The 16076-nt window shown below is 72.6% G+C and carries 12 protein-coding genes; 9 read left to right on the plus strand and 3 right to left on the minus strand.

What is annotated here, in order from left to right; translation table 11 throughout:
* Nucleotides 1–85 precede the first annotated feature (85 nt).
* Nucleotides 86–1633 (minus strand): MFS transporter, encoded by a 1548-nt coding sequence (locus BU52_RS07130; RefSeq protein WP_037929964.1) that lies wholly within the window; start codon nt 1631–1633, stop codon nt 86–88.
* 187 nt (nt 1634–1820) lie between these two features.
* Here BU52_RS07130 and BU52_RS07135 point away from each other — a divergent pair, with 187 nt between their 5' ends.
* From BU52_RS07135 to BU52_RS07145, 3 genes are all read left to right on the plus strand, one after another.
* The gene (locus BU52_RS07135) at nt 1821–2444 is read left to right on the plus strand and encodes a TetR/AcrR family transcriptional regulator (RefSeq protein ID WP_037929968.1); all 624 of its coding nucleotides are present in this window, start codon (nt 1821–1823) and stop codon (nt 2442–2444) included.
* An 81-nt stretch (nt 2445–2525) separates the two neighbouring features.
* The gene (locus BU52_RS07140; protein ID WP_037929970.1) at nt 2526–3227 is read left to right on the plus strand and encodes a ribonuclease HII; all 702 of its coding nucleotides are present in this window, start codon (nt 2526–2528) and stop codon (nt 3225–3227) included.
* Nucleotides 3228–3294: 67 nt separating this feature from the next.
* Complete coding sequence (locus BU52_RS07145) at nt 3295–3921, plus strand: hypothetical protein (RefSeq protein ID WP_078903141.1); 627 nt, start codon at nt 3295–3297, stop codon at nt 3919–3921.
* A 211-nt stretch (nt 3922–4132) separates the two neighbouring features.
* Here the strand turns inward: BU52_RS07145 and BU52_RS07150 are convergent, their stop codons facing one another.
* Together BU52_RS07150 and BU52_RS07155 are read right to left on the minus strand one after the other, a co-directional pair.
* Nucleotides 4133–4747 carry a hypothetical protein gene (locus BU52_RS07150; protein ID WP_037929976.1) on the minus strand — a complete coding sequence of 205 codons (615 nt, stop codon included), beginning with the start codon at nt 4745–4747 and terminating at the stop codon, nt 4133–4135.
* A gap of 213 nt (nt 4748–4960) precedes the next feature.
* Nucleotides 4961–7126, minus strand: coding sequence for a RecQ family ATP-dependent DNA helicase (locus tag BU52_RS07155; protein ID WP_037929979.1), 2166 nt, complete (start codon nt 7124–7126; stop codon nt 4961–4963).
* 153 nt (nt 7127–7279) lie between these two features.
* Between BU52_RS07155 and BU52_RS07160 the strand changes: the two genes are divergently transcribed.
* From BU52_RS07160 to BU52_RS07185, 6 genes are all read left to right on the plus strand, one after another.
* Nucleotides 7280–8965, plus strand: a complete 1686-nt coding sequence (locus BU52_RS07160) for a DUF4192 domain-containing protein (RefSeq protein WP_078903142.1) — start codon at nt 7280–7282, stop codon at nt 8963–8965.
* Between the two features lie 225 nt (nt 8966–9190).
* Nucleotides 9191–9949, plus strand: a complete 759-nt coding sequence (locus BU52_RS07165; RefSeq protein ID WP_037929982.1) for an NUDIX hydrolase — start codon at nt 9191–9193, stop codon at nt 9947–9949.
* Nucleotides 9950–10056: 107 nt separating this feature from the next.
* Nucleotides 10057–11961, plus strand: a complete 1905-nt coding sequence (locus BU52_RS07170) for an ABC transporter ATP-binding protein (RefSeq protein WP_037929986.1) — start codon at nt 10057–10059, stop codon at nt 11959–11961.
* Nucleotides 11962–12124: 163 nt separating this feature from the next.
* Nucleotides 12125–13012, plus strand: coding sequence for a FadR/GntR family transcriptional regulator (locus BU52_RS07175; protein ID WP_037929989.1), 888 nt, complete (start codon nt 12125–12127; stop codon nt 13010–13012).
* Between the two features lie 431 nt (nt 13013–13443).
* Nucleotides 13444–14970 (plus strand): RNA polymerase sigma factor, encoded by a 1527-nt coding sequence (locus BU52_RS07180; protein WP_037930357.1) that lies wholly within the window; start codon nt 13444–13446, stop codon nt 14968–14970.
* Between the two features lie 152 nt (nt 14971–15122).
* Complete coding sequence (locus BU52_RS07185; protein ID WP_037929992.1) at nt 15123–15956, plus strand: S1 family peptidase; 834 nt, start codon at nt 15123–15125, stop codon at nt 15954–15956.
* Nucleotides 15957–16076: the final 120 nt, after the last annotated feature.

Below are 16076 nucleotides of genomic sequence, written 5' to 3' on the forward strand. Positions count from 1 at the left end.
GTTCGCGGGCCGGCCCGGCGCTTCCCGGCCGACTGCCGTGGCGTCGGCCGGAGAGCCGCCGGGCCCCTGGGGAGGTGTTCCCCGCTCAGCCCATGCCGGGTCCGGCCGAGCCGGACAGTGCCTGCAGGTCGCTCGTGCGGACCCGTATGACGAACCACGCGGTGGCCACGGCGAGCACGGCCATCGCGGCGGCCGGGACGAAGGCCGTGGAGATTCCCTCCGTGAGCACTTCGTGTCCCCAGGGTGCGGGCAGTTGCTGAGTCCGGGCGAACTCCGCCTTCTGTTCCGCCTTTCCCTCGGCGAGGAAGCCCGGGACCTGCTTCTCCGCCTCGTCCCTGCTGGCCGTGGAGAAGACGGTCGTCAGCAGGGCCAGGCCCACCGACCCGCCCACCTGCTGGGTCGCGTTGAGGAGTCCGGAGGCCGCGCCGGCCTCGTGCTGGGCCACCCCGGAGACCGCGGTGAGGGTCAGCGTCACGAAGTTCAGGCCCATACCGAAGCCGAAGATCAGCATCGGGCCGAGGATGCCGCCGACGTAGGAGCTGTCGGAGCTGATCAGCGTCTGCCAGGCAAGACCGGTCGCGGCGAGCGCCGAACCGGCGAGCATGAACGGCTTGGGGCCGAAGACCGGGAGGAACCGCTGGGACACACCGGCTCCGAGCGCGATCACGACCGTCACCGGCAGGAAGGCGAGGCCGGCCTCGATCGGGCTGTAGCCGAGCACGTTCTGCACGAAGAGGACGATGTAGAAGAACATGCCGAACATCGCCGCGGCGAGGCTGAGCATGATCACATAGGTGCCCGAGCGATTGCGGTCGGCGAACATCCGCAGCGGGGTGATCGGTTCCTTGGCCCGGGACTCGATCAGCGCGAAGGCCACCAGCAGGACGACGGCGGCCGTGAAGGAGCCGACGGTCACACTGTCCCGCCAGCCTTCCTCCGCGGCGCGGATGAAACCGTAGACGAGGGAGGCCATGCCGGCCGTCGAGGTCACCGCGCCCGCGATGTCGAAGCGGCCGGTGTGCCGCTCGGACTCGTTGATGTACAAGGGCGTGAGGACGACGATCAGCACGCCGATCGGTACGTTCACGAAGAGCACCCACCGCCAGTCGAGCCACTCGGTGAGCATGCCGCCCGCGAGCAGGCCGATGGCCCCGCCGCCCGCGGAGACCGCGGCGAAGACACCGAAGGCACGGTTGCGCTCGGGCCCTTCCGGGAACGTGGTGGTGATGAGCGCGAGCGAGGTGGGCGAGGCGATCGCGCCGCCCACACCCTGCAGTACGCGCGCCGCCAGCAGCTGCCACGGTTCCTGGGCGAATCCGCCGAGCAACGAGGCGAAGGTGAACAGCAGGATGCCGGTCATGAAGACACGGCGGCGGCCGAGGATGTCGCCCGCGCGACCGCCGAGCAGCAGCAGGCCGCCGAAGGTCAGGGTGTAGGCGCTGACCACCCAGGTGAGATCGGTGGTGCTGAACCGGAGAGCGTTCTGGATGTGCGGCAGCGCGATGTTCACAATCGTCGCGTCGAGCACCACCATGAGCTGGCAGGCCGCGATGACGGTGAGTGCGATGCCGGGGCGCCCGTCCCGGCGGGCCGCTCCTGGCTTGTGGTCATGGATCAACGGAGAGGTTGTCACTATGGGTCCCCCACACGAAGGCTTCAGTGAACGCTCGCGTTCACTGTTGCGTCCACCGTAGGAGTCCCCGACAGTGAACGCAAGCGTTCACTGAATGCATCGCCGCCCGGCGCGTCCCCCTCAGTCGCCGCGCGGTGGTGCCGAATCCCCGAAATGCCCGCTTCGTCTGCTCGTTGGAGAGAGTCGGATGGAAACTTCGAGCAGGGCGGCCGCCCCCGCTCAGGCGGCCGCTTCCCGTCGCCGCGGCGCCGTACTGGAACGCGCGATCCTCGATGCCGCCCTGGAACAGCTCAGCACGGTCGGCTGGAACGGCCTGACGATGGAGGGCGTTGCCGCGGGCGCCCAGACCGGAAAAGCCGCCGTCTACCGGCGCTGGCCGTCCAAGGAGGACCTCGTCGCGGACGCCCTGCGGGCCGGGCTCCCGAACTTCGACGCGGTACCGGACCGCGGAAGCGTGCGCGACGACCTGCTGGACCTGTGCATGCGAGCGCGCGACGCGATGTTCTCCCGGTCGGGATCCGCGTTGCGCTCGGTCATTCACGAGTGCGACACCGTGCAGGCCGAGCGTTTCCACGCCGTCATCATCGACGGTGTCGTGGGACCCACCATAAAGATGCTCCGCGAGGTGATCGAGCGCGGCATCGAGCGCGGAGAGGTGCGCCCCGACGCGGCGAACGGCTATGTCTTCGACACGGTTCCGGCCATGATGATGTACCGCTCGAAAGTGTGCGGCAGCGAATGGACGGACGTCGAGCTGGAGGAGATGATCGACCGGTTGATGGTCCCGCTGCTGCGGCGGAGCGGCTCCTGAGCGGGTGCCGGACGGGCGCCGGCGCCGCTCGGGGAACCGGGGTGTCGCGGGCCGCGCGGGGCGGCGTACGCTAAGGGCGCCATGCCGTACGAACCACCCACTCACACCGTCGAGCGCTCCCTGCGTGCCACGACCGGGGCCAAGACCGTCGCAGGTGTCGACGAGGTGGGGCGCGGCGCGTGGGCCGGCCCCGTCACCGTCTGCGCGGCGATCACCGGCCTGCGCCGGCCTCCGCAGGGCCTCACCGACTCCAAGCTCCTCACCGTCAAGCGGCGCACCGAACTCGCCGAGACGCTGCGGACCTGGGTGACGTCGTACGCCCTCGGGCACGCGTCCCCCGAGGAGATAGACGACCTGGGGATGACCGCCGCGCTGCGCCTGGCGGCGGTACGCGCGCTGGACGCGCTCCCGGTGCGGCCCGACGCGGTGATCCTGGACGGCAAGCACAACTACCTCGGATCGCCCTGGCAGGTCCGTACCGTCATCAAGGGCGACCAGTCGTGCGTGGCGGTCGCGGCGGCCTCGGTGATCGCCAAGGTTCAGCGCGACAAAATGATGGCCGAACTGGGCATCGACCATGCAGACTTCGGTTTCGCGGACAACGCCGGGTATCCGTCGCCCGTGCACAAGGCCGCATTGGAGGTCCGGGGGCCCACCCCGTACCACCGGTTGTCGTGGGCGTATCTTGATGCGCTGCCCCAGTGGCGGCACCTCAAGAAGGTCCGCACCTGGACGGACGGGCGCGTTCCGGAGATCGAGGGTCAGCTCGGCTTCGACTTCTGACGAACCGCTCGCACGCATGTGCCACCCGGCGGCGCGTGCCGTACCGACGTTTGATAAAAATCAGCTCATGCCTCTCCTTCCCGAGGAGCCTCAGATTCACGAGAGTGCCCAGGGTCCCCGCACCGCGCCGACCCCCCGTCCCGTACCCGGTCCCCGCCCCCCGGCTTCGTCGCGTCCCGGTCGTCCCGGCCCGCCGCGGCCCGCGCCGCCGGTGCAGCGTGCGTCGCGCGACGCGACTCCCGCGGCCGAGCCCGCTCTTGCGGAGCGGCCCGCCCCCACGGAGCGGCCCGCCCCCACTGCGGCCACCCCGCAGATCCAGCTGATCCCGGCCTCGGCCCAGGGGGCGCTCGACGCCGCCGAGGAGGCCGTGGACCTGCTGCTGGACTCGGGCCGCGCCCCCGGCGACGTGCTGGTGGTCACCACCGGCGAGCCGCACCCGTGGGCCACCCACGAACTGTCCTTCGGCGAGGCCTCCTACTGGGCCCAGCACGACGCCGGGGACGACGTCTTCTACGCGGACGCCCGGGTCGCGGACCGTGCCGGGGCACGGCCCGTGGTCGTGGTCGCCGTCAACGGCGGCCCGGAGTCGGCGGCCGTCTCCGCCCTGTCGGCGGCTCACGCCCGGGCCGGCGCCCTGCTGATCGTCTGCGGCGACCCGCAGCGCATCAACTCGTTGCTAGGCGCGGCTGTCTGAGCCGGCGGTACGGGGTCCGGCCGGACCCCGGGGGACGCGGAGGCCGCGTGCGCGGCATCCGTACGGCCGGCGCGTCGGCATGCCCGGTACGCGGGACGTGCGATGCACGCCGCCGTCCGGCCGGGACGGGCGCCGTGCGTCCGCACCGCGCCGTTCCGTGACCGGCCGACGGCCCCTGCGGTCCGGGCCTCCGCCGGGCGTCCCCGCGAGCTCAGCGGGCCGCCGCGCGGCGCAGCACCTCCGAGGCGGCACCGCCGGTAGGCGGAATCCGCGGCGGTGCCTCGGACAGGGCGAAGGGCTCCGGTGCCGAGCCGGCGCTGGGGTGGCGGCCCCCGCGCCCCTCGCCGAGGACCTGCCAACCGTCACGGGTCAGCGTGATGTACGCACCGCAGCGCAGCCCGTGCAGGGTGCACGCGTCCCGCAGCCCCCACATCCACGCGCCGTCCTCCTCCGTCCAACGGGCGTCGCCGTCACGGCAGTAGAGCAGCACGGCGGTGCGCACCGGTGTGCGGCGCCGCAGGTCGTGCGGGATGACCCGGCGCAACTGGGCCAGCAGCACGTTGCGGAACATCCAGCCGTCCGCCGAGGCGGCGCGGCGGGTGAACGAGGCGCTGGCGCACACCCGTTCCTCGGGATCGAGCACGGCGACGACCGCGGTCGCCGGGCCGGGGTGATGCCGGGCGTGCAGTCCGCTGACCACCTCACGCGGACTGCGCAGCAGCGGGATTCCCGCGGCGGCCCACTCCGCGGGCTCGAGCACACGGGTGGCGGAAGCGGCGGACGTCGACAGCGATGCCGCCGAGGACGGAGCGAATCCGAAGGTCACGGTCCTCCCTTCGGCTACGCCCAGACTGCGGGCGGGGTCGGATTCGGGGGAGCGCCCACGCAACAGAGCCCTACCTGATCGGCGGACGAACCGTGCGGGTGCGGACTTCAATTCTTCCTGTCGAACTTGGATGCGGCAACGAGCAATTGGGGCAGCGGACCGGTATCGGGTGATCCACGGTTAATATCCCCACCCTTCGGGTGCGCCGAACCGTCAGCCCTGTACGGCCAGCACCAGCGGAAGCACACCCTGTGCACCGGCCCGCCGCAGCAGACGCGCAGCGACCGCGAGTGTCCAGCCCGTCTCCGTGTAGTCGTCCACGAGCAGAACGGGGCCCCGGGCCTGTGCGAGCGCGGCGGCGAGGTCGGCGGGAACGGCGAGCGCCCCGTCGAGCGCCTTGAGGCGCTGGGCGCTGTTGCTCCGGGACGCGGGGTGCGCCTCACCCGTGTAGCTCACCTCCCCGAGCAGCGGCAGCCGGCCGACCTCCGCGATCCGTGCTCCCAGTGAGTGGATCAGCCGGGGTCTGCTGCGGGAGGCGAGGGTCACCACACCCACCGGCCGGGCCTGCGCGTCCGCCGCCCCCGGAGCCCACCCGCCGGGGCCTTTGGCCCAGTCGGCCAGCACGCCCACCACGGCCTTGGCGACATCGTCCGGCACCGGCCCGTCGGGCGCCTGCGGCGCGAACATCGGGCGCAGCCGGTTGCCCCAGCCGATGTCCGACAGCCGCCCCAGCGCCCTGCCCTGCGCCGCCTGTTCGCCCGCCGGGATCCGGCCCTTGAGGTCCATGCCGATCGCGGGGAGTCCGGTGGGCCACATCCGCCGGGGCTCCACCTCCACACCCGCCCGGCCGAGATCCACGCGGGCCGCCTCGAGCGCGGTGGCGGAGGCCTCGGCGGTGTACCGGGCGCCCGCGCAGTTGTCGCAGCGCCCGCAGGGCTTGGCGCCCTCGTCGTCCAACTGGCGCTGCAGGAACTCCATCCGGCACTCCGTGCTCGCCGCGTACTCGCGCATCGCCTGTTGTTCGGCCTTGCGCTGCCGCGCCACCCACGCGTACCGCTCGGCGTCGTACGTCCACGGCTGCCCGGTCGCGATCCAGCCGCCCTTGACGCGCTTCACCGCGCCGTCCACGTCGAGCACCTTGAGCATGGTCTCCAGCCGGGAGCGGCGCAGCTCCACCAGCGGCTCGAGGGCCGGCAGCGACAGGGGCCGTTCCGCGTGTGCGAGGACGTCGAGCGTGCGGCGCACCAGATCCTCGGAGGGGAAGGCGAGCGACGCGAAGTACTCCCAGATCGCCTCGTCCTCCTTGCCCGGCAGGAGCAGCACCTCGGCATGCCGGACACCGCGCCCGGCGCGGCCGACCTGCTGGTAGTAGGAGATGGGGGAGGACGGGGAGCCGAGATGCACCACGAAGCCCAGGTCGGGCTTGTCGAACCCCATACCGAGGGCGGAGGTGGCGACCAGGGCCTTCACCTTGTTGGCGAGCAGGTCCTCCTCGGCCTGCTGCCGCTCGGCGTTCTCCGTCCTGCCGGTGTAGGAGGCGACGGTGTGCCCGCGCTGCCTCAGGAAGGCGGTGACCTCCTCGGCGGCGGCCACGGTCAGCGTGTAGACGATCCCCGAGCCCGGCAGCTCGTCCAGGTGATCGGCGAGCCAGGCCATCCGGTGCGCGGCATCGGGCAGGCGCAGCACGCTCAGGCTGAGACTCTCCCGGTCCAGCGGGCCCCGCAGCACCAGCGCGTCCGACGAACCCCCCGTGCCCAGCTGTTCCGCGACGTCGGCGGTGACGCGGGCGTTGGCGGTGGCGGTGGTGGCGAGTACGGGTACCCCGTCCGGGAGGTCGGCGAGCATGGTGCGCAGCCGTCGGTAGTCCGGACGGAAGTCGTGTCCCCAGTCGGAGATGCAGTGCGCCTCGTCGACCACGAGGAGTCCGGTCGCGGCGGAGAGCCTGGGCAGGACCTGGTCGCGGAAGTCCGGGTTGTTCAGCCGCTCCGGGCTCACCAGCAGCACGTCCACGTCCCCTGCGGTGATCTCCGCCTGGATGGCGTCCCACTCCTCGCTGTTGGAGGAGTTGATGGTCCGGGCGTGGATGCCGGCTCTGGCCGCCGCCTCCACCTGGTTGCGCATGAGCGCCAGGAGCGGGGAGACGATCACGGTGGGGCCGCTGCCCTGCGCCCGCAGCAGCGACGTGGCCACGAAGTAGACGGCGGACTTGCCCCACCCCGTGCGCTGGACGACCAGGGCCCGGCGCTTGTCGGCGACCAGTGCCTCGATCGCCCGCCACTGGTCCTCGCGCAGCCGGGCCTCGCCCGAGGCATCGCCGACGAGACGGGCGAGGACCGCGTCCGCGGCCGTCCGGAGGTCCGTGTTGCTCGTGTGCTCCATGGGTCCCATACAACAGGACGGCACCGACATCCGGTCGGCCGCGGGGGCGGGCGGGGAGTGGGACGCCCGGGTCCTCCGGCCGAATGACATGTCCCTGATTTGACTTATCCACAGGAAGAACCGGAATGTCGCGATCTGCGAGATCGTCTCGGCATGACGAACCACAGCGAGACCACGGGATCCCCCGAAAACCATGGCATTGCGGGAGACGACGGGCGTGAGTACGCCGGACCGCCGCAGCGTGACCGGCCCACGAGCCCGGAGGGCATCGCCTGCACCGCGTACGACAGCCACGGCGACGGGCAGCAGATCACCCTGCGTTCCCCGGCCGAGCTCGCCGACGCCCTGCCCTACCTCCTCGGCTACCGTCCCGAGGACAGCATCGTGCTGGTCGCCCTGCACGAGAAGGACGGACGCGGCCGGTTCGGCGGCCGTGCCCGTCTCGGCATCCCCGCCGGCGCGGACGACTGGCCCGCCGCCGCCCGGCAACTGGCGCACGGCCTGGTGACGGGCAGCGAGCGCAGGGGCGCCCGGCCCGAGCAGATGGTCGTCTTCCTCTGCCACGAGCCGGGCGAGGGCGAGACCGGCCGGCAGGTCAAGGAACGCCTGGGGCCGCTGGCCCACGCCCTGCGTCTGGAGTGCGGCGCCCTGGACATCCCTGTCGTGGAGGCCCTGTGCGTCTCGGGCGGCCGCTTCTGGTCGTACTGCTGCGACGACCGGGGCTGCTGCCCGGCCGAGGGGACACCGCTGGGCCTGCCCGGCACCTCGGTGCTGGCCGCCGCCGCCACCTACGCCGGGCTCCAGATCCGCGGCAGCCTGGGCGAACTGCGGGCAAGGCTGCTCCCATGGCAGAGCCCCGCCGCCCGCGAACAGGAGCGGGCCCTCGACACCGCCGGCGTGACCCTGGTCCCGAGGATGCTCGACGCGGACGGCCGTCATGAGGTCGCCGGGGAGACACTGGGGCTGGCGGAGCGGATCATGGGCCGCCTCGCGGGCGCCGCGCCCGCGTCCGGCATGCTCCCGGCTGATCTGCGTGACGACGACCTGCTCGAGTGCGACGAGGCAGCCGCCCTGATCCTCGGTCTGCAGGACCGCACGACCCGCGACCGCGCCGCCGAGTGGATGGAGGGCGACGACGCGGGCCCGGCCCTCCGCCTGTGGCGGGCCCTGGCGCGCCGCTGTGTCGGACCGTACGGCGAACACGCCGCGGCGCCCCTCACTCTCGCCGGGTGGGTCGCCTGGTCCACCGGTGACGAGCTGGAAGCACGGGAAGCCCTTGCCCTGGCCCTGGCCGCCGACCCCGACTACCTCTTCGCCCGTCTGCTGCATCAGGCGTGCAACGAGGGCCTCGACCCCGAGTCGGTCCGCCGCTGCCTGCGGGCGGAACGCGACGACCGCGGACACGCGGAGTCCGGCGACGCGCCGGCCTTGGCCACGGAACCGCCGAAGGGGGGCCGCGGCGAACCCTCGTGCACCGGTCCGGCGCTGCCCAGGCCGGTGGCGCCCCCCTTGCCCCGCCGCCGACGCCACCGCGCGGCCGGGAGCGGCAGCGGTTCTCCTCGAGGGGTGCGCGCGGAGGGAAGCCGGCCGGGAGGGCGGCTGCCGTATCCGCCGGCGTCGGCGAGGAGCACACGTCACGGCACCGGAACCGGTGGCGGGGGAACGCGTGGGACGCGTTCCGGCGCCGCGCTTCCCGGTGCGACGGGTCCGGGCCCCGGGGGTCGGCGCGGTGTGCCGGGGGGAGGCGACCACCTGCCGTCGGGTTCCCGGGATCCTCGCGCCGGGGGCGAGGGTCCGGGCGGGCGGACCGGTCGTCCGGGCGGCGGCCGTGACGAGTGAGGACCCAGGCGGCGGGCGCGCCCTTCGCCGGGCGGCTCGGCCGGCCCGGTCCTGTCGTGCCGCGGAGACGGCCGAGGGGCGCAGCCGGGGTGTGACCTGGGGCGACGGGCGTCGCCGGATCACGCGAGGAGTTCGGCGGCGCAGGCACCGGACCGAAGTGGATCAGCCACCGATACGACCGGCGAAGGAGGTGTTTATCGTCAGGCAGACGACTATGATCGCCGCATGCCCTACGACCCGTCAGCCTTTCCACCCTTCGCCGTCACCGTGGACCTGGTCGTGCTGACCGTGCGCCGCCATGCTCTGTGTGCGTTGGCGGTACGCAGGGGTGAGCCGCCGTTCCAGGGGCGCTGGGCGCTCCCCGGTGGCTTCGTCCGGGCCGACGAGGACCTGGCACAGGCCGCGGCACGGGAACTGGCCGAGGAAACGGGACTGCGGGTGCACGACCCGGCCGTCCCCGCCCAGGACAACGGCGCCCACCTGGAACAGCTCGCCACCTACGGTGATCCCAAGCGTGATCCCCGCATGCGTGTCGTCAGCGTCGCCCACCTCGCGCTCGCCCCCGACCTGCCGGCTCCCCGGGCCGGCGGCGACGCCAGCAACGCGCGCTGGGCGCCCGTCGAGGAACTGCTCCAGCAGGGCGGTTACGGCAGGGAGGGCGAGCCGGTGGCACCGCTCGCCTTCGATCACGCGCAGATCCTCTCGGACGGGGTGGAGCGCGCCCGCTCCAAGATCGAATACTCGTCGCTGGCGACGGCCTTCTGTCCGTCCGAGTTCACCGTCGGTGAGCTGCGCCGGGTCTACGAGGCGGTCTGGGGCGTGGCACTCGACCCGCGCAACTTCCACCGCAAGGTGACGGGTACGCCGGGCTTCCTGGTCCCCACCGGAGGCACGACCACCCGGCAGGGCGGCCGCCCGGCCCAGCTCTTCCGGGCCGGCGGAGCCACCCTGCTCAACCCCCCGATGCTGCGCCCCGAGGTCTGAGGCGCGGGCGCCGGACCGGCCGGCGGACCCGACAGGCCGACCGTACCTTGCGGCAGTAGGCCGTGCGGTGCCCGAAAAACCCGTTTTGGCGCGCTATGTTGCATCGCGTGATCCAGGCCATCGGACTGACCAGCCACCCCCGCAAAGAGCTGCCGCCCGCCGTCGACGACGTCTCGTTCGAGGCGCACGCGGGCCGCGTCACCGCGTTGCTCGGCGCACCGGGCGCCGGCAAGACGACGGCCCTCGGGCTGATGCTCGAACTCCAACGCGGCCGTGGCGTGACCCACTTCAGAGGCCGGCCTTTGCATCGCATCCCTCATCCCGCCCGCGAGGTCGGCGTATTGCTGGGCGACGTACCGGGCCACCCCGCCCGCTCCGTCCGTGGGCACCTGCGCATGCTGTGCGCCGCCTCCGGCGTGCCGGGCCGCCGTGCGGACGAAGTTCTCGAAGCGGTCGGGCTCGTGGGTCTGCGCGACGAACGCCTCGCCACGCTGTCGCGCGCCATGGATCGCCGGCTGGGCCTGGCCTGCGCGCTGCTGCCGGACCCGCACACACTCGTGCTCGACGACCCCGCTCGGGGGCTCTCCGCCGCGGACAAGGACTGGCTGCACGGCATGCTCCGGGCGCACGCGGCCCAGGGCGGCACGGTTCTGTGGGCCACCGCGGAGGCGAAGGAGGCGGCGCGGATCGCGGACCACGTCGTCACGCTGGAGCGCGGAAGGCTCGTCGCCGACCAGGACGTCGCGGACTTCTCGCGCACCCGGCTGCGCCCACGGGTGGCCGTCCGCAGTCCGCACGCCGCCCGCCTCTCCGCGCTGCTCGCGCAGGAGGCCCGATCCGCACAGCGGTCCGTGGAAGTCGTGCGGGAGGCCGGCAACCGCCTCTGCGTCTACGGCAGTACCTGCGCGGACATCGGCGAGACGGCGTTCCGCAACGGCATCGTCGTCCACCAACTCGCTGACGAGGTAGGGGACATGGGGCCCGGCGCCGGGACGGACGAAGGGGCCGCGGGCACACCGGGATCCACGGTGGGCACCTCGCGCCGTGCCGCCCCGGCCCGCCGCCCTGGTGCTCCGGCCGCCGAGGCGTCCCTCGCGCTCGTGCAGCATGACGGGAACAGGCCGGAGGCGGCCGACGCCGGGGGTGCCCCGCCGCAGCCCGTACGGCGCTCACGCCGGGCCGGCCGGACGCCCGGCGCCGACCGCGCCTCCACCGCCGGGGCCGATCTGCCACCGCCCATCTCCGTCCGCCCCGCGCCCAGGCCCCTGCGCCCCGTCCGCTACGAGATCCGCCGCGCCACGGGCGTCGCGACGGGGTTCCTCGTCGGGGCCGCGGTGCTCGTCGTGTCCGCGCTCACCGCCGTACTGCTGGCACGTGTGGGGCACACCCCGCAGCCGCGTCTGCTGGCCGCCTGGCCCGAGGAGTTGCCGCTGCCGCCCGCGGCGCTGGGAGCGGGACTGCTCGGCGCGCTGGCCTTCGGTGACGAGTTCCGCCACCCCGCGCTGGCGGCGGACCGTGGCACGGTGCCCCGGCGGTTGGGGCTGCTCACCGCCAAACTCCTCGTCGCCTCGGCCACCGCACTGGTCCTGGCCGTCCTGACCGTCGGATGCGATGCCGAGTTGCTCTACCTCGTCTACGGCCGGGAGGTCGTCCGGGTTCCCGCCGACTGGCTCCCGCTGAGTGCGGCCTGGCTCGGACTGGTGGCGGGATGCGCCTGCGCCGGCGTCCTCGCCGCGGGCGTCTTCCGGTCCACGACCGCCGGGCTGGCCGCGGTCGTCGCCGTGCCCCTCCTCGTCGTACCGCTCGTGCGGAAGGCGGTGGAGGGGCCGTCCGTGCGCACCCCGGAGCCCTTCGCGGGGAGACTGCCGCTCCGGTGGCCCTTCGGTGGCGAGCACCACCTGGACGTGGTGCTGCGCCTGCTCGCCCAACCCGTGGGCGGGGCGCTGGCGTTGTCGCTGGGGGCGCTGCTCTGCGCGTACCTGCTCACCGGTCTGCGGAGCAGGGTCCGATGATGACCGTCCGTGAACACATCGGCCCACCCGTGCCCACAACTCCCCGTTGTATGCACACTTCTTTCCGATAAGGCGTCAATTGCGACGGGGTGAGCGATCACCCTTTCGTGTGCTTTTCACCAAAGACCTCAAGGGAGTTGGCGGCGACGCCGACAAAGGATGCGTGAGTACCCTTGCGCACACCATGATGACCGCCGCCCGCTCCGCAGACTCCGGCCTCGCGAACCCGGGCGAACTCGACCGCTACCCCTATGCGGAGACGCCCGCCGCAGACCGTGTCGGCGCCCCTGCCTGGGACGGCACGGATCCCGAGCTGGGCCGCGTGAGCCGGCGTGCCGCGAGCAGCCGTGGGCGCGGACTGCACGGCCAGCTCGTCCAGCAGTTGGGACAGATGATCGTCTCCGGGGACCTGGGCGCCGACCGTCCGCTGGTCCCGGAGGAGATCGGCCAGCGCTTCGAGGTCTCCCGCACCGTCGTCCGCGAGTCGCTCCGTGTCCTGGAGGCCAAGGGCCTGGTCAGTGCCCGGCCGAACGTGGGCACGCGCGTGCGCCCCGTCAGCGACTGGAACCTCCTCGATCCGGACATCATCGAGTGGCGGGCCTTCGGGCCGCAACGGGACGACCAGCGCCGCGAGCTCAGCGAGCTGCGCTGGACGATCGAGCCGCTCGCCGCCCGCCTGGCGGCCGGCCACGGCCGGGAGGACGTCCAGCAGCGCCTGTCCGACATGGTGGAGATCATGGGCCACGCCCTGGGGCAGGGTGACGCGCTGACGTTCGCGCGGGCGGACTCCGAGTTCCACTCCCTGCTCATCCAGGTGGCGGGCAACCGGATGCTGGAGCACCTCTCGGGGATCGTGTCCGCCGCGCTGCAGGTCTCGGGCGGCCCGGTCACCGGCTGTGAGCGGCCGAACGAGCACTCGCTGACCCACCACGCCCGGATCGTCGACGCCCTCGCCGGCGGCGACGGCGCGGCGGCCGAGGCCGCCATGCGGCAACTCCTCACGGTCCATCCCGAGGTGGAACGCGTGGTGCCCGCGCCGCGCGAGCACTGACCGCGTTCCGCGGACGGCACGGTGCGGCATGCCATCCCCCTCCTGTGGCAGCGTCCCACCGGTGACCGTCCCCCCGTCGGACCCCGCGGGATCGTCCACGATCCCGCGGGGTCCGACGCGGCAAAGAGGGTAGAAGAATCCCCGGGGAGACGACCTCCTCGCCCCCGGGTGACCAGATTTTTACCCCTACGACCGCTTCTGTTCGCTTACGGGGTGTGACTCGGGCCACGCGAATTGGGCGTAACGCTCCCGAGGAGAACGCGATGACCTAAGAGGTGACAGCCGCGGAGGGAATACGGACGCCGAGCATGGCGCTGTGCATCTTCCCCGGCCCCCGCCCGCACCGTCGGCCCATCCCCAGGCCGGCGGTCGGCTCCTGTCCCCTGTGGACGGGGCCGGAAGCCGTTTTCCAACGTTCCGAGAGGTTGTTCGTGTCGGCCAGCACATCCCGTACGCTCCCGCCGGAGATCGCCGAGTCCGTCTCTGTCATGGCGCTCATTGAGCGGGGAAAGGCTGAGGGGCAGATCGCCGGCGACGACGTGCGTCGGGCCTTCGAAGCTGACCAGATTCCGGCCACTCAGTGGAAGAACGTACTGCGCAGCCTCAACCAGATCCTCGAGGAAGAGGGTGTGACGCTGATGGTCAGTGCCGCAGAGCCCAAGCGCACCCGAAAGAGCGTCGCAGCGAAGAGTCCCGCCAAGCGCACCGCGACCAAGACGGTCGCGGCCAAGACGGCGACCGCCCGGAAGGCCACCGCTTCCGCCACGCCGGCGGCGCCCGCCACCGACCCCGCCGTCGAGGAGGAGGCACCCGCCAGGAACGCGGCTGCCAAGAAGACCACCGCCAAGAAGGCGACCGCGAAGAAGGCCACGGCCAAGAAGGCGACCGCCAAGAAGACCGCGGGCAAGAAGGACGACGCCGAGCTGGTCGACGAGGAGGTCCTCGAGGAGACCAAGGCGGACGAGCCGGAGGGCGCGGAAAGCGCCGGTTTCGTGCTCTCCGACGAGGACGAGGACGACGCGCCGGCCCAGCAGGTCGCCGCCGCCGGCGCCACCGCCGACCCGGTCAAGGACTACCTCAAGCAGATCGGCAAGGTCCCCCTGCTCAACGCCGAGCAGGAGGTCGAGCTCGCCAAGCGCATCGAGGCGGGTCTGTTCGCCGAGGACAAGCTGGCGAACGCCGACAAGCTGGCCCCGAAGCTCAAGCGCGAGCTGGAGATCATCGCCGAGGACGGGCGCCGCGCCAAGAACCACCTGCTGGAGGCCAACCTCCGTCTGGTGGTCTCCCTGGCCAAGCGCTACACCGGCCGTGGCATGCTCTTCCTGGACCTCATCCAGGAGGGCAACCTCGGTCTGATCCGCGCGGTGGAGAAGTTCGACTACACCAAGGGCTACAAGTTCTCGACGTATGCCACCTGGTGGATCCGCCAGGCCATCACCCGCGCGATGGCCGACCAGGCCCGCACCATCCGTATCCCGGTGCACATGGTCGAGGTCATCAACAAGCTCGCGCGCGTGCAGCGCCAGATGCTCCAGGACCTGGGCCGCGAGCCCACCCCGGAGGAGCTGGCCAAGGAGCTCGACATGACCCCGGAGAAGGTCATCGAGGTCCAGAAGTACGGCCGCGAGCCCATCTCCCTGCACACCCCGCTGGGCGAGGACGGCGACAGCGAGTTCGGTGACCTCATCGAGGACTCCGAGGCCGTCGTGCCGGCCGACGCCGTCAGCTTCACGCTCCTGCAGGAGCAGCTGCACTCCGTCCTGGACACCCTGTCCGAGCGCGAGGCGGGCGTCGTCTCCATGCGCTTCGGTCTCACCGACGGTCAGCCGAAGACCCTCGACGAGATCGGCAAGGTCTACGGCGTGACGCGCGAGCGCATCCGCCAGATCGAGTCCAAGACGATGTCGAAGCTGCGTCACCCGTCGCGCTCCCAGGTGCTGCGCGACTACCTCGACTAGGCCGCCCGGCCACGACGCGGTCGTGCGCCGCGTCCGCGAAGGCCCGGTTCCCGTCCTCGGGAACCGGGCCTTCGCGCTGCCGCGCGGGTGCGGGCCCGGACGAGGTCGATCACTCTGGGTGCTTCAGGAGCACCCCAGTGTGAGGAGTGTGCATGCGACGTCGTCTTGCCCGGGCCCTGGCCCGGCCGCTGGCCCTCGCGGCCGCGGTGAGCGTCATACCGCTGGCCACGACCGTTCCGGCGGCCGCCGACAGCGTCGTCGTCGGCGGCTTCCCCGTCGAGGTCTCGCAGAGTCCGTGGACGGTGGCGCTGTCCAGCCGTGACCGGTTCGGAGGTACGCGAGCGGGACAGTTCTGCGGGGGTGTGGCGGTCGGCCGGACCACCGTGCTCACCGCTGCCCACTGCATGGACAAGGAGGTGCTGGGGGCCTCGCCGGAGCGGGTGCCCGACCTGAGGGTGATCGCGGGGCGCACGGAACTGCTCTCGGACCGTGGCCAGGAGATCGCCGTGCGCGAGACCTTCGTGAACCCGGGCTACGACGGTGCCACCAACTCCGGCGACTTCGCCGTGCTCAGTCTGGCCGAGCCGCTGCCCGCGGGCGCGGTCATAGGCATGGCCGCGGCGGGAGACGCCGCCTACCGGGCGGGCACCGCCGCCACGGTCTACGGCTGGGGGGACACCACGGGGTCCGGCTCCTACGCCGGCAGCCTGCACGCCGCCCGTGTGCGGGTGCAGCCGGACGCGCTCTGCGAGCGCGCGTATCCGGGCGGTTCCGAGGGCACCTACCGCGCCCGGACGATGCTGTGCGCGGGGGAGGTGGCAGGAGGGCGCGACGCCTGCCAGGGGGACAGCGGCGGGCCGCTGGTGGCCCAGGGACGGCTGATAGGTCTCGTCTCCTGGGGGGCCGGCTGCGGCTGGGCGGGCAGTCCAGGGGTCTACACGCGGATCTCCGACGTCCTGCGGACGCTCGGGTGGTCCCAGGCCTGAGGGAACCCAGCAGGGCGCCTGCGGGGCCCTGGGCGGATTTCAGGCGGAAGTGAGTACGAGAAGACGGGCGACCGCCTCCGCGGAGGAGGCGGTCGCCCGTCCGCCGGCCTGTGCCGGGCT

The organism is Streptomyces toyocaensis, assembly GCF_000725125.1.
In the GTDB taxonomy this organism is placed as follows: Bacteria; Actinomycetota; Actinomycetes; order Streptomycetales; family Streptomycetaceae; genus Streptomyces; species Streptomyces toyocaensis.

Bases quoted from the DNA above. Each gene is read 5' to 3' on its own strand.
- BU52_RS07135 (WP_037929968.1), top strand. From the start codon at position 1,821: ATGGAAACTTCGAGCAGGGCGGCCGCCCCCGCTCAGGCGGCCGCTTCC.
- BU52_RS07140 (WP_037929970.1), top strand. From the start codon at position 2,526: ATGCCGTACGAACCACCCACTCACACCGTCGAGCGCTCCCTGCGTGCC.
- BU52_RS07145 (WP_078903141.1), top strand. From the start codon at position 3,295: ATGCCTCTCCTTCCCGAGGAGCCTCAGATTCACGAGAGTGCCCAGGGT.
- BU52_RS07155 (WP_037929979.1), bottom strand. From the start codon at position 7,126: ATGGAGCACACGAGCAACACGGACCTCCGGACGGCCGCGGACGCGGTC.
- BU52_RS07160 (WP_078903142.1), top strand. From the start codon at position 7,280: ATGACGAACCACAGCGAGACCACGGGATCCCCCGAAAACCATGGCATT.
- BU52_RS07165 (WP_037929982.1), top strand. From the start codon at position 9,191: ATGCCCTACGACCCGTCAGCCTTTCCACCCTTCGCCGTCACCGTGGAC.
- BU52_RS07185 (WP_037929992.1), top strand. From the start codon at position 15,123: ATGCGACGTCGTCTTGCCCGGGCCCTGGCCCGGCCGCTGGCCCTCGCG.